This window comes from Gordonia jacobaea (assembly GCF_001186365.1).
Classification (GTDB): domain Bacteria; phylum Actinomycetota; class Actinomycetes; order Mycobacteriales; family Mycobacteriaceae; genus Gordonia; species Gordonia jacobaea.
In genome coordinates this window covers 481,435-504,375 of the sequence record NZ_LDTZ01000016.1, presented here as the reverse complement: position 1 = coordinate 504,375, position 22,941 = coordinate 481,435, and the positions used below count along the sequence as shown (strand labels likewise).

The window sequence follows — 22,941 nt, the reverse complement described above, 5'->3', positions numbered from 1 at the left end:
ACTGCACGCCGGCGACGTCTGTGTGCCGGTCGATCCGGCGACGTTGGCCGAACGACTGAACGCAGCGGGCTTCACCGACGTCGAGGTCGAGACGAACGAGTGGGCGGTTCGCTTTCGCGCGCGTCCCTAACTGTGACGATCCCTGACGGTGACCCACGCACCAGGTCGCAGGTCGCCCAGAACGCAACGCGGCCCCCGCCATCTGCGACGTCGTCTGTCGCATGAGGCGGGGGCCGCGTGGGTCGTGTCCGTCCATGTCAGGCCGCGGTCTTGCGCGGGCGGCCGCGGGGGCGCTTGCGCGCGATCACGGCACCACGCTCGAAGATCTCGCCGCCCCAGACACCCCAGGGCTCGGCACGATCAAGCGCGGCCTGCAGGCACTGCGCCCGCAGGGGGCAGTCGGCGCACATCGCCTTGGCGCGCTCGAGGTCACGAGGGTCTTCGGCGAACCACAGGTCGGCGTCGGCTTCCTGACACGGAAGGGTCGATGCACTCACTGCCGGTGAGGCACTCAGCGCGTTCCCGGCAGCGACCTCGCAGTCCGCCGAGATACAGGACTCCAGAACACATTCGACGGTCATCTGGTACTCCACATCTGTTCGAGGTTGGTCATCGTCTGTGGCGATGGCCCTCGGCCTCGACGTGATGGGAGTCGCCGATCCACTGGTGTGGTGGTTCGGTGATCCGTCACGAGAAAGGCCACGGGTCGCCTTGTGCGATTCACCCGTGGCCGTTGTGGCTGTCGAAACCCTCCTACGTGGAGAGGTCCCGAGTCAGTACGGGGAACCGCTGCATCGCTCGCTTCGCTGCGGCAGTGCTCGCTACCGGTGCTGCCGGTAGGAAACCGGTGGCACCGAGACACGGTGCGGGCTGCAGGTCTGCAGCACGCCAGGCGTGGTCACTGACGGCACATGCGCGCGGCGCATCATGCGTGATGCGATGAGCATCGGGCATCGCTGCGATCGGTTCGAAGAACACAGCAGATGCCGCGTCGTCGACGATCGTGTTCGCAATCACGATTGCGTTGGCGATTCCGTTCACTGATCCACTCCTTTCGGTCTCGATGGTTTCGCGAGGGGTCGTGGCACACATGAGTGTGCCGGTGACCTTCCCGTGCTGACGCGAACCAGACTATGCGGTTCGCTGTAGAGCACACAACCTATTTTTGACCTGCGGTTTTGACGAGTTCGATGACCTCTTCGCCGTACTCGTTGAGCTTGGCGGCACCGATACCCGAGATCGACACCAGCGCAGCGGAATCCGTCGGCCGTTGCTCTGCGATCGCGAGCAATGTCTTGTCGGAGAAGACGACAAAGGCTGGAACCTTCTTCGAGTCCGCTCGCGTACGGCGCCACTCCTTGAGTGCCACGAGCAGACCTTCGTCCAGGTCCGACGGACAGTCGGCGCACCGGCCGAGCAGAGTTGCCGTCGAATCGAGCAGCCGTGAACCGCACACCCTGCACGTCGGTCCCTTGCGCGGTGCTCGCTTCGACGCCGGCGCGATACGCGATGCGGGCGAGTCGTCGGGCACGAGGTCGGCGAGGAACCGCGAACGACGCCGTGCACGACCACCCTCGTTTCGTGCTGTCGCCCACGAGATGTGCAGATGTTCACGGGCTCGGGTGACGCCGACGTAGAAGAGTCGACGCTCCTCCTCGACGTCGTCGAACGATCCCTTGATGGCCTGGCTGATCGGCAGCGATCCCTCGGTCAGTCCGACCAGGAACACAGCGTCCCATTCCAATCCCTTCGCCGCGTGCAGCGACGAGAGCGTGACGCCCTGGACAGTCGGTGGGTGCCGGGCCTGCGACCGTGCATCGAGTTCTGTGACCAGTTCGGTCAGCGTGAGGGCTGGATTGTCGGCAAGCATGTCGTCGGCAAGCCCGGACAGAGCACGCAACGACTGCCAGCGGGCCTTCGCCTGCGCACCCGTCGGCTCGTCGTCGGACATGCCGAGTTCGCCGAGGACTGAGCGCACGACAGTGACCAGTTCGACATCGTCGCGGATGCCCCGCTGCGCCACGAGCGAGAGCTGCCGCATGGCCTGGCGGACCTCGGCCCTGGTGAAGAACGCCTCGCCACCACGCACCTGGTACGGGATGCCCGCCTGGGTGAGCGCCTGCTCGTGATTCTCCGACTGCGCGTTGATCCGGTAGAGAATCGCGATCTCGGAGGCGGGTACGCCCGAGTTCATCAGACGCTTGATGGCCGACGCGACGGCCGACGCCTCGCTCGGCTCGTCGTCGTATTCGGCGAACTCGGGTTCTGGCCCGGCGTCGCGCTGTCCGATCAGTTGCAGTCTCGTCCCGGCGATCCGCCCGCGCGCAGCCCCGATCACCCGGTTGGCGAGGCTGACCACCTGCGGCGTCGACCGATAGTCACGTTCGAGGCGCACGAGCGCGGCGTCGGGAAACCGGCGACCGAAATCCAGGAGGTACTTCGGCGTGGCACCGGTGAACGTGTAGATGGTCTGGTTGGCGTCGCCGACGACGGTCAGGTCGTCGCGGGGGCCGAGCCAGGCGTCGAGCAGACCCTGCTGCACCGGCGTCACGTCCTGGTACTCGTCGACGACGAAACACCGGTAGCGCGAACGGAATTCGTCGGCGAGGCCAGCGTCGGACTCGATGATCGTCGTCATGTAGATGAGGAGGTCATCGAAGTCGAGGAGGCGGTCGCCGTCGGGTGAGACCTTGGCGTCCTCATAGGCCGCGAACGCTTTGGCCACCTGCGCAGCGGGCGCAGGCGTCTCCCTGGTGACGCGGGTGACGGCGGCGACGTAATCCTCGGGTCCGATGAGCGACGCCTTGGCCCACTCGATCTCCGACATCAGATCGCGCACGGTATCGGTGGAGCTGTCGAGTCCGGCTTTGCGTGCCGCACGTCCGACAAGTGGGAACTTGTTGTCGAGGAGTTCCCACGACGCGCTGCCGAACGCCCGTGGCCAGAAGTAGCGGAGTTGACGCATCGCTGCAGCGTGGAACGTCTGCGCCAACACGCTGGGCCCGTCGGCGCCGACGCCGAGCGACCTCAGTCGGCCGCGCATCTCCCCCGCAGCCCGAGCCGTAAACGTCACAGCGAGCACCTGACCGGGATTGACCTGCCCCTGATCGATCAAATACGCGATGCGCCGCGTGATGGTGCGCGTCTTGCCGGTCCCCGCACCCGCCAGTACACACACCGGACCGCGCGGCGCGAGGACTGCGGCCCGCTGCTCGGGGTCGAGTCCGTCGAGGATGCTGCGGTCACGTGCGGCGCGGGGCGGTGAGGGGCTGTCGGACACGGGTTCCACTATGGCACCCCGATACGACGCCGACGCGAGCCCGTTCGCCGCTGTCCACAAGCGCGTCGGGCTCACGTCCGACACCTCACCGTCGACTGTGCGCTGTATCCGGTCGACTGGGCGCTGCATCCGGTCGACTGGGCGCTGTGTCTGGCCCACTGTGCGCCCTCGCCGTCGACTGGGCGCCGTGTTGGGCCGAGCGTGCACTTCGTCGGCGTCGAGAGCCGGTCGGGAACACGCGCCGACGAGTTCGTGTTGTGGATGCCATGAGCGAGACATCTGAGAATCAGACCCCCGCCGCGCTGACCATGTACACCACATCGTGGTGCGGCTACTGCGCACGACTCAAGACGGCCCTGCGCAGCTCGGGCCTCGAGTGGACCGAGATCGACATCGAGCGCAACCCCGACGCCGCCGAGTTCGTCGGCAGCGTCAACGGTGGCAACCATGTTGTCCCGACGGTCCAGTACGCCGACGGCACGACCGCCACGAATCCGTCGATCACCGACGTCAAGAAGAAGCTCGGCGTCTGAGACAGGCCCGGTCAGGCGGGCGTGCGGGCCCAGGCCTCGACCAGCGCCCGCGCGATGGATATCGAGCCGGGCAGCAGTAGCCGAGGGGCGTCCTCGCCGTCGGCGACGTCGGGTTCGGGCATGCCCCGCAGCCATTCGTCGCCGCGGTCGAGTGCCTCGAGCACTTCGGCACGCGTGAACCATTGCGCGTCGCCGATCTCGCCGTCGAGAAACTGCAGCGGTTCGTCGGGGTCACCGATCGCGGAGAAGCCGAGCATGAGTGATCTGGGGAAAGGCCACGGCTGAGATCCCAGGTACCGCGGCTCGCGCACGGCGATTCCGACCTCTTCGTGAACCTCACGGATCACGCACTGCTCCAACGACTCTCCCGGTTCGACGAAGCCCGCGAGCGTCGAGTACCACCGGTCGGGCCAGACGGCTTGGCGTCCGAGCAGGATTCGGTCGGCGCCGTCGTGGACGACGGTGATGATCGCGGGGTCGGTGCGCGGGAACTCGTCGATGCCGGTCTCCGGATTGCGACGCACCCAACCGCCACGCGCCGGGACGGTTGGCGAGCCGTTGACGGGTGAAAAGCGCGCTGTCGCATGCCAGTTCAAGATGCCGAGCGCGGTGGCGAGCAGCCCTGCCTCGTCGGCGTCGAGTCGGGATGCCCCGCGTCGGGGATCGGCGGTCTTGCCGTCGAGTCCTTCGACCCTGATCGTCCACAGGTCGGTATCAGTGTGCGCGAGGAACACCGCGTCGACCGGCGGCTCGTCTCCGAACTCAGAACTGTCGATCCACCTCAGCGCCCCGTCGGGCTCCACGGGGTAGCGACCGCCCGTATCGATGCGAAGTACGCGCGCTGTCGGCCAGCCCGCAAGCATGCGGTCGGGCTCGTCACGGACCTCGTCGGCACGATCGAACGTGCCCCGGGACAGCAGCGGCGGTTGGTCGAAGACAAAGGCGCCCATGGTCTCTGTTCTACTCGCTCGCCGGTGGCGAACGTCAGTCGCCCGCGCCCTTGCGGACGTACAGCAGCCGGTCGCCCGCCTCGATCTGCTCGACCTCGCTGTCGTCGACGCGGTGCAGCACACCGTTACGCAGCACGCCCAGGACGATGTCGCGGGTGTGGGCCGGCGAGCCGCCCGTTTCGGTCGGATCGACTTCACGTTCGGCGATCGCATAGCCGGCGTCGGGGGTCAGTAGGTCCTCGATCACCTCGACGACCGACGGCGTCATGGTCGCGATACCGAGGAGCCTGCCCGCCGTCTCCGACGAGACGACCACCGAGTTGGCACCCGACTGCCGCATCAGGTGCGTGTTCTCCGACTCCCTGATCGACGCGACGATCTTCGCGCGCGGATTAAGTTCGCGTGCCGTCAGCGTGGCGAGGACGGCTGTGTCGTCGCGGTTGGCGGCCACGACGATGCTGGCAGCGTGCGCGACACCGGCCAGCCGCAGGACGTCGGACTTGGTGGCGTCGCCGCGGACGGTCACGAGACCGTCGGCCTCCGCATGCTCGAGGACACCCGGGTTGTTGTCGACGACGACGATCTCGGACGGCTTGATGCCGTCGCCGATCATCGCGTCGACCGCGGTACGACCCTTGGTGCCGTACCCGATGACGACGGTGTGGTTGCGCACGTTGTTCCTCCAGCGCTGGATCTTGAGAGCTTGGCGAGACCGCTCGGTGAGCACCTCGAGCGTCGTACCGATCAACACGATCAGGAACAGCACGCGTAGCGGAGTGATGATCAGCAGGTTGAGCAGGCGGGCCGACGGACTGAACGGAGTGATGTCGCCGTAGCCGGTGGTCGACAACGTCACAGCCGAGTAGTACATCGCGTCGAGAAATGAGAGCGGGTTGTCTTGAACGTCGCGGTATCCACTGCGGTCGACGTAGACGAGAATGGCCGTGAAGAAGAGCGCGACGACAGCGAAGATGACCCGACGCCCGATCGCCCGTGCGGGACTCTGCTTGAGCTCCGGAATACGGACGACGCCGACGAGTGCGTAGTCGGGGCCGTCGGACAGCTCCTCGCCCCGCCATCGACGTCGGAATCCGCGTCCGCGCATCAGCCGAACCACCTTTGCTTCACAGGGTGTGAATCTAATGCATCCGCGAGGTGTATCACTGATCCGACTCTCGCGCGAGCAGCGCGACGAGATCGTCATGGTCGGGCAACACCTCGGGCTCGAGGGTGTAGTTGTGCCGGACGTAGTGAAACGCCGCACTGACCCGCTCGACCGGCACACCCGCGAGCTGCGCCCACGCGATCCGATAGGCGGCGAGCTGGATGTCGACGGATTCTCGTTGCGCACCACCGACGGTCGAGTCGTTCGACGCCCCGTCGCGCCGACCACCGGGCACCGCACCCGTCTTCCAGTCGACGACGACCCACGAGCCGTCGGGTTCTGCGAACACCGCGTCGATCCGGCCGCGGATCACCGTGTCGCCGATGACCGTCTCGAACGGGACCTCGACCTCGCTGGGATTGCGCGACGCCCACTTCGACGCCAGGAACGCGTCGCGCAGTGCGTCGAGATCGGCGTCCGGCGAGGCCGAGGAGTCGGCGGCTCCCGGTAGCTCGTCGATATCGAGTAGCCGCGTCGCACCGAACCACCGCTCCACCCATGCGTGGAATGCGGTGCCGCGGCGTGCCGTCGGATTGGGCCGGAACGGTGTCGGACGGCGAAGTCGTCGTGCGAATTCCCTTTCGTCCGAGTCGAGTTCGACGAGTTGACTGACCGACAGGTGCGTCGGGAGCGCGACGTCGACGACGGCTTGGTTACCTCGGTGGTGCTCGGCGAGCAGGGCGTCGACCTCCGCTCTCCACTGCGCGATCTCAGGGTCTTCCGCGATCTCAGGATCTTCGGCCGTCGCGTCCGACCCGGCGGCATTGCCCGCGGGTGCGTCGAAGAGCGCGGGAGCGCTGCGCGCGGCGACCGCGTCGAGGACGAGTCGTGCCGCGGCGTCGACTCCCCCGCGGCGCGCGCCCAACCGATCCGCGGGCCAGGACTCGCGAATGATCCGCTCGGCCAACGGGTTTGCCGCACCATCGTCCGGTGGCGGGGCGAGCTCGTCGATGCTGAGGCCGTCGGAGTCGACGGCAGGGTCGGCGATGGCGTCGGAGACGATGGCGACGAGCTCGTCGAAGAACTCCGACCCACCGCGCGGTTTGTCGCCGGTCTCGCTCCAGTGGTGCGCCGAGACGAGCAGGTCGTGGCGTGCTCGCGTCAACGCGACGTAGAGGAGTCGACGATCCTCCTCCAGCCTGCGCTCGTCGATCGCCTCCTTGTGCAGAGTCAGCGCCTCGGCGAGTTCTTTGCGGTTGCTGATGCCGGCGGCTGCGAGGTCGAAGGTCGGGAAACCCTCCCCCGTCCCCGGTTCCGCGAGGTCGCCACGCAGCGGCCCCGGCAACTCCTTGGCGCTGCGCATCCACGTCGTGTCGGCCCTCCCACCGGGGAAGATCCGTGCCGCGACGTGCGGCAGCGCGACGACATCCCACTCAAGTCCCTTGGCCGCATGCACCGTGAGGATCTGGACACGCTGCTCGGCCACCTCGATCCGGCCGGGTTCGAGTCCCTTCTCGATGGTCTCGGCGGTGTCGAGAAAGGCCAGCAGGCCGGGCAGATTGGCGCCGGGACGGTCGGCGTACGCGGTGACGTACTCGGCAAAGGCGTCGAGATGTTCGCGGCCGGTGATCGCGCCACGCATGCGACGGGCCCTGATCTGAGCCTCGATGCCGACGCCGATCGTGTTCTCGACGTCGGCGACGAGCTCGGGCAGCGGCTGGCCGATGCGCCTACGCAGCGCCTCCAACTGCGCGCCGAACGCCCGGATACGGGCGTATCCCTGCGGTGTGTACGCCTCCGGGTCGCCCGGATCGACGACGGCGTCGGCGATTCCGGCACGGTCGACGACCTCGGTCGGCAGCACGGCGTCGAGCGCGGCATCGAGTTCTTCGCGGCTGGTGACCGCACCACCGGACGCAGCGATGGCGTCGGCGGCGAGATTGGTGGCCCTCCGCCACAGTGCGGCGATGTCGGCGGCACCCAACTGCCAACGCGCGCCGGTCAGGAGCCGCATCGCCGCGGTCCCGGCCATCGGATCTGCCATCAACCGCAGCGTCGCGACGACGTCCTCGATCTCCGGTACATGGAGCAACCCGCCGATACCGATCACCTCGGCCGGAATTCCCCGACTCTCGAGTTCTGCCGCCAACGGTGCCGAATCCTCGTTGCGACGCACCAGGATCGCGACGGTCGGCGGGTCGACGCCGTCACGCTCGGCGTCACGGTAATGACGTTCGATGGCCTCACCCACCCATGCCCGCTCGTCGACGACCGTCGAGGTGAGCGCCATCGAGACGGTCCCCGACGGCGCGTCGGGTCGCGGACGCAGCACACTGACCGGAATTCCTCTGCGCCGCAACTCTTCCGACGTCCGGTTCGCAAGCTCGAGAGTGTGTGAGGGGTTACGCCAGCTCGTCAGCAATTCGAGTCGTTCCGAGGGCCTGCCGTCGGAGCGCGGGAAATCGGCGGTGAAGCGAGGCAGATTCGCCGCGGACGCTCCGCGCCAGCCGTAGATGGACTGGATCGGATCGCCGACCGCCGTAACAGCGACCGTCGGAATGCGTTCGCCTCCAGAGGCTTTCGTAGCCGCACCGCCGAACAGCGTGGACAACAGGATGCGCTGTGAATGGCCCGTGTCCTGATACTCGTCGAGAAGCACGGCCCGGAACGAGCGCCGCTCGCCCGCCGCGACATCCGGATTGCGTTGCACCAGTTGGGCGGCCAGCGACATCTGACTGCCGAAGTCGAGAGCGGACTGTTCACGCATCGCATCGCGCAGCGCTGCCACCATCGGCAGCAGTTCGCGACGCTCGTCGATGACCTCCTGGATCTTGATGAGGTCTTTGCTCGGCGCCGCACGCTGCCGCGGACCGGGCGGCAACGTATCGACCATCGACCGCAGATCGTCGCCCCACGCGGTCAGCGTGTCGAGATCGACGAGGTGTTCTGCCATCTCGCCGTGCAACCGCAGCACGGCCTCGGTCACGCCGGAGGGCACCTTGGTGGTGTGCAGCGGCCCCGTCCAGTTCGACACGATCGAGAACGCGAGTTGCCAGAGCTCGGTCTCACTCAGCAGCGTCGAACTCGGTTCGACGGGCAGCAGTAGCCCGTAATCGGCGATGAGCCTGCCCGCGTACGCGTGATAGGTACTCACCTCGGGGTCGGCGGAACGCAGCCGTGCGGCCAGCATGCCGTCGGGGTCCCAGTTCACCAGGGCGGGCGACCCCGCGAGCATCGAGAGTCGACGCCGGATGCGGGCCCCGAGCTCGCTGGCCGCCTTGCGGGTGAAGGTGAGTCCGAGGATCTCGTCGGGTGACACCAGTCCGTTGGCGACGAGCCACACGACCCGCGACGCCATGGTCTCGGTCTTGCCCGCACCGGCACCGGCGACCACGAGCAGCGGTTCCAGCGGCGCCTCGATCACCGCGACCTGTTCGGTTGTCGGTAGGGGCAATCCGAGCGCGGCGGCCAACGAGGTCGCGGAGACACGCGCGCGCCTCACATCGACGTCAGTCATCGATCACCGCCTTGCCACGCAACTGGGCGGGACAACTCGTGTGCAATGCACAGTGTCCGCAGCCGGGGTTGGGCGTCGCGTCGAACACCGGCCCGACACTCGCTTTGGCCGCCGACCGCACCACGGTGATCCACTCGTCGAGCAGTTCGGGCGTGAGCGGAGGTTGGACACGCTCGGCCGCGCCCGTCGACGCATTATTCGCCGACACGAACACCAAGCGGCCACCCCCGGGTTCGAGCGTGCCGTCGGCGTCGGGCGGAAACTGCGCCGCACCGCCGTGCGCAAGCGCCACCTGGTAGGCGGCGAGCTGTGCGTGCTCCTCGGCATCGGCGCGCGACACCGCGGTCTTCGCGGTCTTCACATCGACGACGACAGGCCTGCCCGCCGAGTCGGCCTCGAGCCGGTCGACGCGACCGCGCAACCGAACCGGTGGATCGTCGTCGATGTCGGGCACCGTGGCGTCGATGGCCGATTCGACACCACGCTCGCGCAGGTCATCGCGCGAAATACGCAGCCAGTCACGGAAATTGGTGAGCATCTCCTCGGCCCGTTCCAACTCGTGCGCCGAATACCACGCGGCTCCGGTGTCGACGCGCTCCCAGATGTCGCGCAGCGCGCCGGTCACCTCGGCCGGGTCGATGTTGCCCGCAACCGCTTGCACGAGCGTGTGCACCAGACTGCCCGCGATCGCGGGCGTGGCATCGCCGTCGCGCCCACCGTTGCGTTCGAGCAGCCAACGCAGCGAGCACCTGCTCAGACTCTCGATGTTCGACGGCGACAGCGTGATCGGCCCGTCGTCGGCGCGCCACAGCGGCGCATCGGTGCTCACCTCTGCCAGACCGAACCAATCACGCGGGTGCGCACCCGGGATGTCGGAATCGGCAAGTGTGGCAAGGAGTTCGGCGGCCGCCCTGGTGCGATCGTCGAGTTCTGGCTCCTGCGCACCGGCGATCACCACGGACCGCAGGGTGGCCACCAGCGACGGGAGCGAGAGAACACGGTCGACGCCGGGATCGAGTGCGACACCCTCGATGACCTGCGGCTCATCTGTGTCGGTGTCGGACGCGCTGCCGAGCGCCGCGGCGATTTCGGCGACGAACCTCGATGGCGATGCGTCGCCGCTACCGTCCTCGACCGCTGTGACGAGAAGTCGACGCCGCGCCCGCGTGCACGCGACGAGCAACAGACGCCGCTCGTCGGCCAGCGCCCCGGCACCTCGCGTGACGACGTCGATCCCGTCGGGTGCGACGCCGTCGAGCAGGTCGACGAGTTCTGCGGTGGCGAGCACGCTGCCCCGACTCCGCAACGAGGGCCAGAGCCCGTCGAGGACACCCGCGACAGCGACGACCTCCCACTCGCGGCCCGCCGCGGCGTGCGCGGACAGCACCGTCACGGAATCGGCTGCCGCAGAGGCGGTTCGGGAATCACGCGGGATCTGCAGCTGGCTCAGGTAGTGCACGAATGCCGCGGGACCGGCAGACGGGAGGGTGTCGGCGAAGTCGCCTGCCGCCTCGAACATCGCCATCATCGCGTCGAGATCGCGGTCGGCCTGCTCACCCGCGGGCCCGCCCCGGATCGCACTGCCGACCCACCGACGCTCGAGCCCACTCGCCTGCCATGCGGCCCACAGTGTCTCCTCGACGCCGCGTCGGGCACGATGAGCACGCAACGCCGCAGCGATCACATCGAGCGCACGGCGCAACGGCGCGGCTTCGGCGTCGGACAGCGCGCGCAGGTAGCGCTGCGCAACCTCGTCGTCGAGCAGCGCCTCCCGCAACGATGTCAGCGAATCACGTTGCGCCGCAGTCACACCCGCGGCGTCTCCCGCCGACGACGCAGCCCGTTCCGCCTTCTCGTCGCACCTGCGCACACCACGACGCAGCCGGCGCATCGCGCCCGGATCGGCGGCCCCGATGGGGCCGGTCAGCAACGCGACGGTGTCGTCGATGGAGAACGTCTCGTCGGGAGAAGGAGCTTCCTCAGCTGCGTCCGAGCGCGCCGCGACCGCGCACAGCACCGTCATCAGCGCCGCGACGGAACGTTGCCGGTGGATCGGCAGATCGGAGGTGGGCGTTGTCAGCGGGACGCCCGCGGATCGGAACGCTCGCCGCAGCGCGGGCAATGCGAGATGGACCGATCGCACAATGACCGCCATGTCGGACCACGGGACACCCTCGAACAGATGGGCACGACGCAGCAGGTCGGCGATGGCTGTGGCCTCCTTGGCTGCCGACGAGAACACCCTGACCGCCGCGCCGGCCTCGCCGTCCGCGGTTGCCGACGCGCGTGGATAGGGATGCGGCCGGGCACCGGGGAGCCGCGATGCGAGCGCACGGCCGACCTCGCCGATGTCGGGATGCGAGCGGAAGTTCTCGCTCAACACGATGTCGCGTTCAGACCCCGGATCGGCCAGTCCGTCGGCGAAACGCGGGCTCGCACCGCGGAATCCGAAGATCGATTGGTCGGTGTCGGCGGCGATGATCGTCGATTCGGTTCCGGTGCCGACGAGTCGGACCAGTTCTGCTGCCTGCGGGTCGAGGTGCTGCGCGTCGTCGACGATCAGGTGCCGGATGCGACTGCGCTGCCCCGCGAGAAGCTCGGGATCTGTCGCGAACGCCGACAGTGCCGACCCGACGAGCTCTGCGGCGTCGACCGCGGGCGCCGACGCACCGGGAGTCGCGAGCCCCACGGCCCCGCGCAACAGCATGTTCTGCTCGTATTGTGCGTATGCCCGCGCGGCGGCGATCCATTCGGGGCGGCGGTGTGCGCGGCCGAGCGACGCGAGTTCTTCGGGGCCGACGCCGCGTTCAGCGGCCCGCATCATGAGGTCGCGCAGTGCCTGCGCGAAGCCGTCGGTGCCCAGCGCGGGACGCAGCAACTTGGGCCAGTAGCCCGCACCGTCTTCGATATCGCCCGCGAGCAGTTCCCGCAGCACGACGTCTTGCTCCGAACCGGTGATCAGACGAGGCGGCGGATTGCCGTGAGCGCTCGCCTGCAACCTCAGGATGGCGAAGGCGTACGAGTGGATCGTGCGGACGAGGGGTTCGCGCAACGCGCCGCCTGCACCTGTTCCGAAGCCACCCGACGCCGCCAACACCCTGCGGGTGATCCGTTCGCGCAGCGCGACCGCCGCGCGCCTACTCGACGCGAGCACGAGGATCGACTCCGGATCCGTGTCGGCAGACAGCAACCGCGCGACGGCGGCGTCGACGACGAGCGACGTCTTGCCTGTTCCGGGCCCGCCGTGCACCCGCCAGGGTTGCCAGCTCGAGCCGTCGCCAGGGGCCGGTGCCTCACCGTCGATGACAGCCTGCACCTGCGCGGGCCAGACCCTCGGCTGCGCGGCCCCCTGCGCACCGTTGGGCCCGGTGGTCGATGCGACGAGATGGGTGCGCATAGCCGTGCCGCCACCCTGCCCCTCACGAGGGCGTGTGCGGGGTGTCTGCGTCCGGGACGGTCCCAGTCCCCCTTGTCGTCGAGCCACGAGTCCATCGAATCACGCGCCTCCGACACCCGTTCCGACGACTTCCCCACCCGGACGAGCAGTCGGGGTGGCGCACACCGAACGCATACGCCGCGGGGCATGATGAGTTCATGGCTCCGCTGCACACCTACGTCTTCGGCCCTCCGGACGGCCCGGCGGTCGTCGCACTGCACGGTCTCACCGGCCACGGCCGACGATGGGAACACTTTGCGTCGAGCAGCATTCCCGAGCTCCGCGTGATCGCTCCCGATCTCCTCGGGCACGGCAGGTCGCCGTGGCGGCCGCCGTGGGGACTCGACGACCACGTCGACGCCGTCGCCACCGCTGTCGAGACACAGCTCGGCGCCACCGAACCGTTCGTGCTGGTCGGCCACTCCTTCGGTGGTGCCATCGCCGTACGCCTCGCCGCGCGCATGCCCGACCGGGTTCGTCGGCTCGTCCTCCTCGATCCCGCCCAGGGCCTCGACCCGGTGTTCGCGCTCGAAGTGTCCACCGACAGCCTCGACAACTGGGACTACGCCAACGCCGACGCCGCGCGCGCCGCGAAGCTGTCCGAGGGGTGGGCCGACGTTCCGACCGACGACCTCGATCGCGAACTCGACGAGCATCTCGTCGACCGTCCACACGGCCGGGTCGGGTGGCGGATCAGCGAGCCCGCCGCGGCGACAGCGTGGAGCGAGATGGCGCGACCGTTCGTCCTACCCCCGCGTGGCGTCGGTACCGACGTAGTCGTCGCCGACCGCGTCGACCCGCCGTTCGTCGGTCGCGCATTCCTCGACGCCTGCGCGGCGGAGCGACCAGACGTCACCGTCCACCACGCCGACTGCGCACACATGGTGCCGTTCCTCGAACCCGACCTGTGCGCCAAACTCGTCCGCGAAGGCAAGTGAAAAGCCGTTGGCCCGGATCAGCGAGGCCGACGTCGAAGTGGTGCGCGATCTCGTCGCGGCCATCCCGGTAGGCCAGGTGAGCACCTACGGCGACCTCGCGGCCGCAGCGGGGCTCTCGTCACCGCGGATCGTCGGCTGGATCATGCGCACCGACACCGCGGACCTGCCGTGGCATCGGGTTGTTCCGGCGTCGGGGCGCCCCGCGGCACACCTGGCAGCGCGTCAATTGGAACGACTGCGCGCCGAGGGCGTACCCGTCACCGACGACCGCGTCGCGCTGCGCGACTGCCGCTGGGAGATCCCGACGTCGTGATGTACCGATCCGGCCGAGAGCGCCGCTAGAGCATCATCCGCACGATGTCGACGACCCGCGCGAGTCCCGGCAGCGCGCCGGCAGTCGAGCGTGGATGCAGGGCGTGTACCGCGAGCCGGAACATGGTGGCGCGCAACATCATCTGCGCCCATTCGGGTTGGTCGGACCACCGCTGCACCAGTTCATCGTCGGCCCCGCCCCACGCAAGCGAGTCGACGACGACGACCGCCGACGCCCACGGAGCCGGACGCCAGTAGGGCACGATGTCGGTGATGCCGGGGGCGGCCGCACCCGCGAAGAGGACAGTGCCGAACAGATCGCCGTGCACCACCTGCGACGGCACGTCGACAGGCTTGCGCAGCGTTCCGAGGGTTTTCAGCATGTCGACGCTGCGCTTGCCGTCGTCGGACGTGGGTTCGCTCATTCCGGCGGCGCGCGCCGAACGCAACGGCACGTCTTCCCACGCGGCGCGGTCGGCCGCGGCGAACACGTCGACGTCGGTGTGCGGCGGTGCCGGCTGCTGCAACAGGAAGCGTGGACGTTCGAGATCGGCGAGCACCTCGTGGAGGCGATCACCGACGGCGAGTACCTCGTCGTGTCGAGGTTCGGGAGACCCGGCGATGTAGGTGTCCGCGCGCCACCCCGATACGACGTACCGCCCGTCGGTCGCGCGGAACGGTCGTGCGACGCGCAGTCCCTCGACGTAGAGGTTCTCGCGCACAGACGCCGACCACGCTGCCCGCGCGTGGTCGGGTACGAGGGACAACACCACCTCGCCGACCCGCCAGCCACCCACCCAGGTGTCGCCCATGGCGATGGGCGGGTGAGAGGTGAGCCCGAACGTGTTGAGCACGTGATCGGGCGGTTGCGGATTCTGCACGTCTGCAGAGATTACCGAGCACAACGCCGTATGTGCTGCAGCGACGCGGGGCGCGCCGGGACTTGCGACGAACGACGCCTAGTAGACCGGCAGTTCCTTGTCGACCTGATTGGCCCACGCGGTGACCCCACCCTGAAGGTGAGTGGCGTCGGCAAAACCCGCACGTTTCAACGCGGCAAGCGCCTCGGCGGACCGGATACCGGTCTTGCAGTAGAGCACCGTCGGACGGTCCTGCGGGATCTGCGCGAGCGCCGTACCGGAGAGGATGTCGCCCTTCGGGACCAGCGTGGCACCGTCGATGTGCACGATGTCCCATTCGACGGGCTCGCGGACGTCGATCAGCGCCAGCTTTTCGCCGGCATCGAGACGCTCCTTCAGTTCGCGCGGAGTGAGCGTCGAACCGTCGGCTGCCTGCGCGGCCTCGTCGGAGACCACACCGCAGAACTCCTCGTAGTCGATGAGTCCGGAGATGCGTTCGCCCTCAGGGTCTTTGCGGATCTTGATGGTTCGATAGGTCATGTCCAGCGCGTCGTAGACCATCAGACGACCGAGCAACGGCTCGCCGATACCGCAGATCAGTTTGATGGCCTCGGTACCCATGATCGAGCCGATCGACGCGCAGAGAATGCCGAGAACGCCACCCTCCGCGCAGGAGGGAACCATCCCGGGCGGCGGCGCCTGCGGATACAGATCGCGATAGTTGATGCCGCGTCCGTCGGGTGCGTCCTCCCAGAACACCGACGCCTGGCCCTCGAACCGATAGATCGATCCCCACACGTACGGCTTGTGCGCGAGCACCGCGGCGTCGTTGACCAGGTACCGGGTCGCGAAGTTGTCGGTGCCGTCGATGATGAGGTCGTACTTCGAGAACAGTTCGATCGCGCCTTCCGGCTCGAGCCGTTCATCGTGAATGTTGACGGTGACGTACGGATTGATCTCCTGGATCGAGTCACGAGCGCTCTCGGCCTTCGGCCGACCGATGTCTGACTGTCCGTGGATGACCTGTCGCTGCAGATTCGACTCGTCGACGACGTCGAATTCGACGATGCCGATTGTTCCCACACCCGCTGCCGCGAGGTAGAGCAGCGTCGGGGAACCGAGTCCACCGGCGCCGATGACGAGCACCCTGGCGTTCTTCAACCGTTTCTGACCGTCCATCCCCACATCGGGAATGATCAGGTGCCTGCTGTAGCGGGCTACTTCGTCATTGGAGAGTTCTGCCGCTGGTGCGACAAGCGGTGGCAGGGACACGTGGACGCCTCCGTCTAGAAATACCGTCTGGAAAGGAAAACCGACTCATCTAGGCAACGACTCGTCCCACACGGGCATTCCCGACAGCCTCGACGCGTGGCGCTCACCTGTCGGGGAACGGCCACGGATTCGGTTTGCACACGAACGCCTTGTCGGCCTGCATGTCGGGGTCGAGCGCCATGATCTGAGAATTCGCGACGCCGAAGGACTGCTGCATCATCACCGGCGCCAGCGCCCCGTTGTGCTTGCACGGCTCGTGGTGCTCGTAGCCGATGCCGTGGCCCACCTCGTGATTGATGAGGTACTGCCGATAGGCGACGTCGTCGCCCTCGTAGGACAGCGCACCCCGCACCCACCGGGCTTCATTGATGGTCACCCGCTTGTCGGGTGGGTAGAAGCACGACGTCTCGAGTTTGATCTGGTAGCCGCACAGCTCTCGCGCGGTGCCAGGTGAACTGAGCGAGACCCGCAGATCCGGCTCGCCGTCGGCGATGCGCCGAAACGCCACCTTGCCGTCGCCGATCCAACTGCGATTGTTGGCGAGCGTGGCGTCGACCATCTTGCCGAAGGTGCGATCACTGCCGTAATCCGACGGCGCGACCCCATCCTCGACCTCGACTGTGTAGGTGTAGACCTGCGGTCCGGTGCCGATCTGCTTTCCCGCACCCGGGACGACGTGGAAGGTCTTCTTACCCTGCTGCGTGTAGGGCCCGCCGTCGGGCAGGGTTCCCGCGGGTAGCGACACGTCCTTGATCGACGACGTAGGAGCACCGACCGGCTTGGTCTCCTTGGTGACGTCGGTGTTGCGCTGGGCTGCCGGCGTGACGTCGGAACTCTGCGCGTCCGAACTCGACCCGTCGTCGCTCACGGTGACCACGATCAGCACGATGGTGAGGATGATCAGGACCGGAATCGCGTACGCGCGCCACCCGTACGTGGAGACGAAGCGACCGAGCGCGCTCTGCTTCTTCCGCTCTGGTTGGGCGTCGCGGTCGACCCTGGCCCGCCCGTTGTCGTCGGTCGGGTCCCACCGCGCCCGTAGCGGCTGATCCGGCAGCGGACGCGACCGCGGGCGGTGGCCCGGGTTGGACGTCACTCCCGAAGGGGGCGTCGTGCCTGTCCGGACCTTTTCGATCCGGGTGGTGTCCTCAACCGACGACCGCGACGCCCGCTGCTGCGAACGTGCCTCACGCGCCGCGTCCCCTGCCCTGACCCGACGTGTCGATGCGCCGCCCCGGCGGGTCGATCCGTTGTCCCGACGGGATAGGTCGACGTCGTCCCCCGACTGTTCGGGCCCACTGTCTGTGTGGCTCACACGGACAACTTTCTCACAGGTGCCCACGCAATCCCGGGAGGCCGACGGCACCCGGCCACCCCTGGGCCACCGGCACGACACCCGACAGTCGACAAAGGGTGCGACCCCGGTCACGTTGCCGAGCGGCCCGAGTACCCTATATCCATGCCACCTACCGCCAACGCATCGTCATCGGGTACCAGAAACGGGACCCGGATGCCCCGCAGCGCACGGCGGCGACAACTCCTCGACGCCGCCAGCGAGATCTTCGTCGAACGCGGCTACCACTCGGCAGGCATGGACGAGATCGCTGTCCACGCAGGAGTGAGCAAACCCGTTCTGTACCAACACTTTCCGTCGAAGCTCGATCTCTACATCGCGGTCGTCGACTCGCACGCCGAGAAGCTCGTGACCGACGTGAACAACGCACTGCTCACCACCACCGACAACCGGCAGCGTGTCCGGGCGGCAGTAGAGGCGTTCTTCAATTTCATCGATGAGGACAATTCCGGTTACCGGCTGATCTTCTCCTCCGACGCTCTGGATCCCGCGGTGATCCGTCGCGTCGAGGGCGCGACCGAGGCATGCGTCGACGCCGTCTACGGGCTCGTCATGCACGATTCCGGGCTCGACCCCTACCGTTCACGGATGCTCGCGGCCGGGCTGGTCGGCGCGAGTCAGGTCAACGCCAGATACTGGCTCGAGGCCAAGCGCCCCATCGCCAAGAGCGAAGCGGTCGACACCACGGTCGCGCTGCTCTGGGGCGGGTTGTCGCGCGTGCCGAAGCATGGCGAATCCGGCACCCCCGAACAGGCCGGGCACGCGTTCGAGACCGACGCCGCACCCTCCGCTGCCGAGTAACCCACGAGATCGGCCCCCTCCGGTCGCAATGACCGTCGGGGGCCTGGACCAGCTCCTGGGTGCGATCAGCTCCCGAATCCGACGCGTCGCGTCTCCGAGCTGCCGACCTCGACGTAGGCGATCTTGGTGACCGGGATCAGGAATCGCGAACCCTTGTCGTCGGTCAGCGTCAGCAACGCCTCTTTGCCGGCGAGGGCGGACTCCACGGCGGCCAAGGCCTTGTCGCCGCTGAGCGTCGACTGGATGGACAGTTCTCGCGGGCTGTCGGTGATGCCGATCTTCACTTCGACGGACATGGCCACCCTTCCGTTGGCGACGTCGCGCGGAAGTCGCGCGACTGATGTGTGAGGCGAGTCGTCGCGCGCGACTTCTCGTCTTGCACGACTCCGGCGCCCGATCACTCGAGCGCCGCAAGCCTTCGGCACAGTGCTAATTCAATGCCTTCGGCATAAGGCTAGTGCAGGGTCGCGCCACACGGACACCCGCTCCGCTGACAGCGAACGAACCCGAACGCGCAGCGGATCGGAACGTCTCAGCCGAGCCCGAGGTCGGCCATGCGTGCGCTGTGCCGGTCGGCGACGACGTCGAAGAATCCCGCCATGCCCTGCAACGACGCCGCGCCTGCGAAGAGCAGGTCGGTGACCTCCTCCTCCGCCGCGAGCACCCATTGCGCGTGAGTGATGGCCTCGCCGAGCAGGCGACGTCCCCACAGCGTCAGCGGCGACCGCAGCGAGGGGTTGGCGTCGATGGCTTTGCGCACCTCCTCGCGCGCGAATGCCGAACTGCCCGTCGCCGACATCACCTCGGCGACCACCGCGCGAGGTCCTGCGGGCAGAGCACCGGAGACCTCCGCGTAGAAGTCGGCTGCCAGTCCGTCGGCGATGTATGCCTTCACCAGCGCCTCGTACCAGGTCTTGGGATTGGTGACGCGGTGGTACTCGTCGAACACCCCGCTGTAGCGCACCACGGCTTCCGCAGGGTCGATGCCGCGTCGGCTCACCTGCTCGGACAGCCTCTCGAAGTGCGCGATCTCCGAAGCGACCATGCGTGCGATGTTGATGCGCCCCTGCACATCGGGCGCCATTGCCGTCTCGTCGATCAGTCGGTGGAAGGCGGCGAACTCGCCCGCGAGCAGCACCGAGTAGAGCTTGCCGATCGCCGGATCCTCCTGATCGACCGAGGTGACGGAGGCCGACTCAGAGGACGAGGACGGCCCAGAGGGTGACTCAGCAGAAGACTCGGATGAAGGCGCGGCAGACGACATGAGGCGATGGTAGGTCGGCTGCGATCGCTTCACCAAGTACACTTGACAACGGTGCACTGACGCGACCGTGACATCTTGGTACGCCGAGGACTCCCATGCACAACAGAATGGGATCATCCGGGCGGGATCGAGATCGTCGCCGCGACACCGCGTGACCTGTAGGCAACGATCCACACCGACCGCGGGGCACCAGACATTGCGCGCGCACTCATCGAGCCCACGCCTTCGCAGTTCGGACTACTCCGGAAGCGAAGACCTGCATGTCACCGCCGACAAATCGCGGTGATCTTCTCAGTGGAGCCTTTTCGTGCGTGCTGGAACAGATGCGAAAGGCACACAAGAAAACATGACAGAACCCGGCGTGCAGACGACCATCGTCGACGACACCCACACCTCTCCCACCTTCGCCGAGCTCGGCGTCGACGAGCACATCGTCGACGCGCTGATCGCGGACGGTAAGACCCACACATTCGCGATCCAGGAGCTCACCCTCCCCCTCGCACTGGCAGGCAGCGACCTGATCGGCCAGGCCCGCACGGGTATGGGCAAGACCTTCGGATTCGGCATTCCGCTGCTGCACCGCCTGATGCACGCCGAGGAGAGCGGCCTGCGCCCGCTCGACAACACTCCCCGCGCGCTCGTGATCGTGCCGACCCGCGAACTCTGTGTGCAGGTCACCGGAGATCTGGAGGTCGCGGCAAAGAACCTCACCGTCACGCTCCCCACGGGCGAGCAGCGCCCCTTCACCATCGCCTCCATCTACGGCGGCCGTCCGTACGAGTCGCAGATCGCCGAGCTCAACAAGGGCGTCGACGTCGTCGTCGGCACGCCCGGCCGTCTCCTCGACCTCGCGCAGCAGGGCCACCTGATCCTCGGCAAGGTCGCCGTCCTGGTTCTCGACGAGGCCGACGAGATGCTCGACCTCGGCTTCCTCCCCGACATCGAGCGCATCATGTCGGCACTGCCCGAGCAGAAGCAGACGATGCTCTTCTCCGCGACCATGCCCGGCCCGATCGTCACCCTCGCCCGGACGTTCTTGCAGCGTCCGACGCACATCCGCGCAGAGCACGCCAACGACTCCGCGGTGCACGAGCGCACCACGCAGTACGTGTACCGCGCCCACGCGATGGACAAGGCCGAACTCGTCGCACGCATCCTCCAGGCCGACGGCCGCGGCGCGACCATGATCTTCACGCGCACCAAGCGCACCGCCCAGAAGGTCGCAGACGACCTCGCCGAGCGCGGCTTCTCCGTGGGCGCCGTCCACGGCGACCTCGGCCAGGTGGCGCGCGAGAAGGCACTCAAGAAGTTCCGTACCGGAGAGATCGACGTGCTCGTCGCCACCGATGTCGCGGCACGCGGTATCGACATCGACGACGTCACGCACGTCATCAACTACCAGTGCCCCGACGACGACAAGACCTACGTGCACCGCATCGGTCGCACGGGTCGCGCCGGCCGTACGGGTATCGCCATCACACTCGTCGATTGGGACGAGCTGCATCGCTGGGAGCTCATCGATTCGGCACTCAAGCTCGGCGTGCCCGAGCCCGCCGAGACCTACTCGACGTCGGATCACCTGCGCGAAGAGCTCGGTATCCCCGAGTCGGCCACGGGCCGTGTCGCCGCGCCCAAGCGCGAGCGCCCCGAAGGCGAACGCGTCGAGCGCACTCCCCGCGCCGAGCGCACCACGAGTTCGCGTACGCGACGTCGCACCCGAGGCGGCAAGTCCGGCTCCAACGCGGCCGCAGCGTCGAACGGCGACAAGAACTCCTCGTCCGAGGCAGACAACGCGTCCGATGCAGGCAAGGCGACGGCGTCCAACACTGACGACGCGGCGTCGGCCGGGACCGGCGAGAGCAAGCCGCGTCGGCGTCGTCGTCGACGCGGAGGCGCAGGCCGCGGGTCCGACGCGACCGCCGCTCACGCAGCAGACTCGGCACCGGCGACCGCCACGGCCGACTAGGACAGCGCCGAGGTGATCCAACCGCGCCCGGGGCGCCCGTGACACGCATCGCCCCCGAACGACGCACCCGCGTCGACCTGGCGGTTTCTGCTGTCATCGTCGTGATCGTCGTCGTGGTCGGCATCATCGTGTGGTCGGTCAGTCCCGTCCGCCATACCGATAGCGCGCAGGCATCGGCGCCCGCACCCGACGTCGCGCGCGCGACGGCGGTCCCGCAGGGATTGCGTGTCGCGTGGACAGCGTCGTCGGACGCTACGCGTGTTCCCGCAGTCTCTCGCTCTGTCGTGATCACCGCCGACAACGGGGGTGACGGAACCGGCACCGTCGTCGGACATGACCCGACGACGGGCCGTGAACTGTGGCGATACGCCCGAGACCTCCCGCTGTGTTCCACCGCCGCGGCGTGGCCGGCGAGCACCGACGAAGTGCTGGGCGTGTACCGCAACTCGCGTGGGTGCTCGGAGGTGACAGCCCTGGCCTCATCGACGGGTCAGCGCAAGGGCGCACGCACCTCCGACGCCGACGACGATCTGAAACTCGTCACCGACTCGGGATACGTACTCGCGCTCGGCAGCCACCGGCTGGAGACGTGGGGATCGAATCTGGTGCGCGGCATCGAATACGGCCGTGTCACCGCACCGGTCAAGCCGGGGACGCAACCCGGCCGGGTCGACTGCAGGTTTTACTCCGGCACCATCAGCGGCGACCGTGTCGCAGTCATCGAACGCTGCAAGAACGACCCCGGTTACCGGCTCACTGTGCTCGGTGCGGTGCTCGACAGCGACGAGAAGGTCAAGCAGTACGGATCGTCGGTGATCACCGACACCGCCTCCGGTCCACCACCGGTGTTGGTTGCCATGAGTAGTTCGGGGATCGCCGTGTACGACGGCGGAGCCAACCGAACTCAGACCCCCGGTCAGGTCGCGGTGCGTCCCGGCGAGGCCACGATTCGCGTCTTCGACTCCGATGGCGTCGAAGGACCGGTGAGCACCGTGCAGGGGCCGGTATCACCGCCCGCGGACAGCGTCGCGCTGACCAGCGATGGACTCGTCACCTACTTCACCGGCGCAGCAACCGTCGTACTCGACGGCCAGACCATGCGACCCACCTATCAGGTCCCGCAGACGCTGGGGCCCGGCGAGACGATGGCCGGTGCGCTCCTGCTCCCGACACGGAGCGGCATCAGCGTTCGCGACCCTGCCAACGGCCGTGAAACAGGCTCCATCGCGTTCCCTCGCGATGGAGCGACCGCCACCACGAGCCTGCGGGTCCTCGGCAGCAACGTCGTCGAACAAACAGGCACGACGGTTCGCGCGCTGGTTGCCACCGACGCGAGCTGACGCTCGACTCGAA

The 22,941-nt window shown here is 67.8% G+C and carries 18 protein-coding genes; 6 read left to right on the top strand and 12 right to left on the bottom strand.

Features of this window, described 5'->3' with window-relative positions:
* Positions 1 to 257: 257 nt before the first annotated feature.
* The 3 genes from ABW18_RS11025 to ABW18_RS11015 form a co-directional block, all read right to left on the bottom strand.
* Positions 258 to 581 (bottom strand): WhiB family transcriptional regulator, encoded by a 324-nt coding sequence (locus tag ABW18_RS11025; RefSeq protein ID WP_049699075.1) that lies wholly within the window; start codon positions 579 to 581, stop codon positions 258 to 260.
* Positions 582 to 753: 172 nt separating this feature from the next.
* Positions 754 to 1,041 (bottom strand): hypothetical protein, encoded by a 288-nt coding sequence (locus ABW18_RS11020; protein WP_049698980.1) that lies wholly within the window; start codon positions 1,039 to 1,041, stop codon positions 754 to 756.
* Between the two features lie 118 nt (positions 1,042 to 1,159).
* On the bottom strand, positions 1,160 to 3,280 hold the full coding sequence (locus tag ABW18_RS11015; RefSeq protein ID WP_049699074.1) for an ATP-dependent DNA helicase UvrD2: 2,121 nt from the start codon (positions 3,278 to 3,280) through the stop codon (positions 1,160 to 1,162).
* Positions 3,281 to 3,546: 266 nt separating this feature from the next.
* Between ABW18_RS11015 and ABW18_RS11010 the strand changes: the two genes are divergently transcribed.
* Positions 3,547 to 3,813 carry a mycoredoxin gene (locus ABW18_RS11010; protein WP_049698979.1) on the top strand — a complete coding sequence of 89 codons (267 nt, stop codon included), beginning with the start codon at positions 3,547 to 3,549 and terminating at the stop codon, positions 3,811 to 3,813.
* A gap of 11 nt (positions 3,814 to 3,824) precedes the next feature.
* Here ABW18_RS11010 and nudC read toward each other — a convergent pair whose 3' ends face one another.
* Genes nudC through ABW18_RS10990 form a run of 4 tightly spaced genes read right to left on the bottom strand, consistent with a single transcriptional unit; the run spans position 3,825 to position 12,782 of the window.
* Positions 3,825 to 4,763, bottom strand: coding sequence for an NAD(+) diphosphatase (gene nudC, locus ABW18_RS11005; RefSeq protein WP_049698978.1), 939 nt, complete (start codon positions 4,761 to 4,763; stop codon positions 3,825 to 3,827).
* Between the two features lie 34 nt (positions 4,764 to 4,797).
* Positions 4,798 to 5,868 carry a potassium channel family protein gene (locus ABW18_RS11000; protein ID WP_049698977.1) on the bottom strand — a complete coding sequence of 357 codons (1,071 nt, stop codon included), beginning with the start codon at positions 5,866 to 5,868 and terminating at the stop codon, positions 4,798 to 4,800.
* A 55-nt stretch (positions 5,869 to 5,923) separates the two neighbouring features.
* A complete protein-coding gene (locus ABW18_RS10995; protein ID WP_049698976.1) occupies positions 5,924 to 9,385 on the bottom strand; it encodes an ATP-dependent DNA helicase in 3,462 nt (1,153 codons plus the stop codon).
* Entirely contained in the window at positions 9,378 to 12,782 is a 3,405-nt protein-coding gene (locus ABW18_RS10990) for an ATP-dependent helicase (protein ID WP_049698975.1), read from the bottom strand. The genes ABW18_RS10995 and ABW18_RS10990 overlap by 8 nt, the downstream gene beginning before the upstream one ends.
* Before the next feature lie 197 nt (positions 12,783 to 12,979).
* On the opposite strand from ABW18_RS10990, the gene ABW18_RS10985 reads away from it, so the two are divergent.
* Both ABW18_RS10985 and ABW18_RS10980 read left to right on the top strand, forming a co-directional pair.
* Positions 12,980 to 13,759, top strand: coding sequence for an alpha/beta fold hydrolase (locus tag ABW18_RS10985; protein ID WP_049698974.1), 780 nt, complete (start codon positions 12,980 to 12,982; stop codon positions 13,757 to 13,759).
* A gap of 7 nt (positions 13,760 to 13,766) precedes the next feature.
* Complete coding sequence (locus ABW18_RS10980) at positions 13,767 to 14,072, top strand: MGMT family protein (RefSeq protein ID WP_049698973.1); 306 nt, start codon at positions 13,767 to 13,769, stop codon at positions 14,070 to 14,072.
* 25 nt (positions 14,073 to 14,097) lie between these two features.
* Here ABW18_RS10980 and ABW18_RS10975 read toward each other — a convergent pair whose 3' ends face one another.
* The 3 genes from ABW18_RS10975 to ABW18_RS10965 all read right to left on the bottom strand — a co-directional run bounded on the left by ABW18_RS10975 (position 14,098) and on the right by ABW18_RS10965 (position 17,338).
* Positions 14,098 to 14,952 carry a TIGR02569 family protein gene (locus ABW18_RS10975; RefSeq protein WP_049698972.1) on the bottom strand — a complete coding sequence of 285 codons (855 nt, stop codon included), beginning with the start codon at positions 14,950 to 14,952 and terminating at the stop codon, positions 14,098 to 14,100.
* Positions 14,953 to 15,030: 78 nt separating this feature from the next.
* The gene (gene moeZ / locus ABW18_RS10970) at positions 15,031 to 16,203 is read right to left on the bottom strand and encodes an adenylyltransferase/sulfurtransferase MoeZ (protein ID WP_049698971.1); all 1,173 of its coding nucleotides are present in this window, start codon (positions 16,201 to 16,203) and stop codon (positions 15,031 to 15,033) included.
* A gap of 103 nt (positions 16,204 to 16,306) precedes the next feature.
* Complete coding sequence (locus ABW18_RS10965) at positions 16,307 to 17,338, bottom strand: DUF3152 domain-containing protein (protein WP_414651998.1); 1,032 nt, start codon at positions 17,336 to 17,338, stop codon at positions 16,307 to 16,309.
* 324 nt (positions 17,339 to 17,662) lie between these two features.
* Here ABW18_RS10965 and ABW18_RS10960 point away from each other — a divergent pair, with 324 nt between their 5' ends.
* Positions 17,663 to 18,358: an HTH-type transcriptional activator FasR gene (locus tag ABW18_RS10960; protein ID WP_049698969.1), complete on the top strand. Its 696-nt coding sequence runs from the start codon at positions 17,663 to 17,665 to the stop codon at positions 18,356 to 18,358.
* 65 nt (positions 18,359 to 18,423) lie between these two features.
* On the opposite strand, the gene ABW18_RS10955 is transcribed toward ABW18_RS10960, so the two are convergent.
* Together ABW18_RS10955 and ABW18_RS10950 are read right to left on the bottom strand one after the other, a co-directional pair.
* A complete protein-coding gene (locus tag ABW18_RS10955; RefSeq protein ID WP_049698968.1) occupies positions 18,424 to 18,654 on the bottom strand; it encodes a DUF3107 domain-containing protein in 231 nt (76 codons plus the stop codon).
* Positions 18,655 to 18,890: 236 nt separating this feature from the next.
* On the bottom strand, positions 18,891 to 19,622 hold the full coding sequence (locus tag ABW18_RS10950) for a ferritin-like fold-containing protein (RefSeq protein WP_049699073.1): 732 nt from the start codon (positions 19,620 to 19,622) through the stop codon (positions 18,891 to 18,893).
* Positions 19,623 to 19,968: 346 nt separating this feature from the next.
* On the opposite strand from ABW18_RS10950, the gene ABW18_RS10945 reads away from it, so the two are divergent.
* Positions 19,969 to 21,588, top strand: a complete 1,620-nt coding sequence (locus ABW18_RS10945; RefSeq protein WP_049698967.1) for a DEAD/DEAH box helicase — start codon at positions 19,969 to 19,971, stop codon at positions 21,586 to 21,588.
* A 38-nt stretch (positions 21,589 to 21,626) separates the two neighbouring features.
* Positions 21,627 to 22,928, top strand: coding sequence for an Rv3212 family protein (locus ABW18_RS10940; protein WP_049698966.1), 1,302 nt, complete (start codon positions 21,627 to 21,629; stop codon positions 22,926 to 22,928).
* The last annotated feature ends 13 nt before the right edge of the window (positions 22,929 to 22,941 follow it).

What these genes read in the sequence shown, in the direction of transcription:
- ABW18_RS11025 (WP_049699075.1), bottom strand. Translation starts at nt 581, where the DNA reads ATGACCGTCGAATGTGTTCTGGAGTCCTGTATCTCGGCGGACTGCGAG.
- ABW18_RS11010 (WP_049698979.1), top strand. Translation starts at nt 3,547, where the DNA reads ATGAGCGAGACATCTGAGAATCAGACCCCCGCCGCGCTGACCATGTAC.
- nudC (WP_049698978.1), bottom strand. Translation starts at nt 4,763, where the DNA reads ATGGGCGCCTTTGTCTTCGACCAACCGCCGCTGCTGTCCCGGGGCACG.
- ABW18_RS11000 (WP_049698977.1), bottom strand. Translation starts at nt 5,868, where the DNA reads ATGCGCGGACGCGGATTCCGACGTCGATGGCGGGGCGAGGAGCTGTCC.
- ABW18_RS10995 (WP_049698976.1), bottom strand. Translation starts at nt 9,385, where the DNA reads ATGACTGACGTCGATGTGAGGCGCGCGCGTGTCTCCGCGACCTCGTTG.
- ABW18_RS10990 (WP_049698975.1), bottom strand. Translation starts at nt 12,782, where the DNA reads ATGCGCACCCATCTCGTCGCATCGACCACCGGGCCCAACGGTGCGCAG.
- ABW18_RS10985 (WP_049698974.1), top strand. Translation starts at nt 12,980, where the DNA reads ATGGCTCCGCTGCACACCTACGTCTTCGGCCCTCCGGACGGCCCGGCG.
- ABW18_RS10960 (WP_049698969.1), top strand. Translation starts at nt 17,663, where the DNA reads ATGCCACCTACCGCCAACGCATCGTCATCGGGTACCAGAAACGGGACC.
- ABW18_RS10955 (WP_049698968.1), bottom strand. Translation starts at nt 18,654, where the DNA reads ATGTCCGTCGAAGTGAAGATCGGCATCACCGACAGCCCGCGAGAACTG.
- ABW18_RS10950 (WP_049699073.1), bottom strand. Translation starts at nt 19,622, where the DNA reads ATGTCGTCTGCCGCGCCTTCATCCGAGTCTTCTGCTGAGTCACCCTCT.
- ABW18_RS10945 (WP_049698967.1), top strand. Translation starts at nt 19,969, where the DNA reads ATGACAGAACCCGGCGTGCAGACGACCATCGTCGACGACACCCACACC.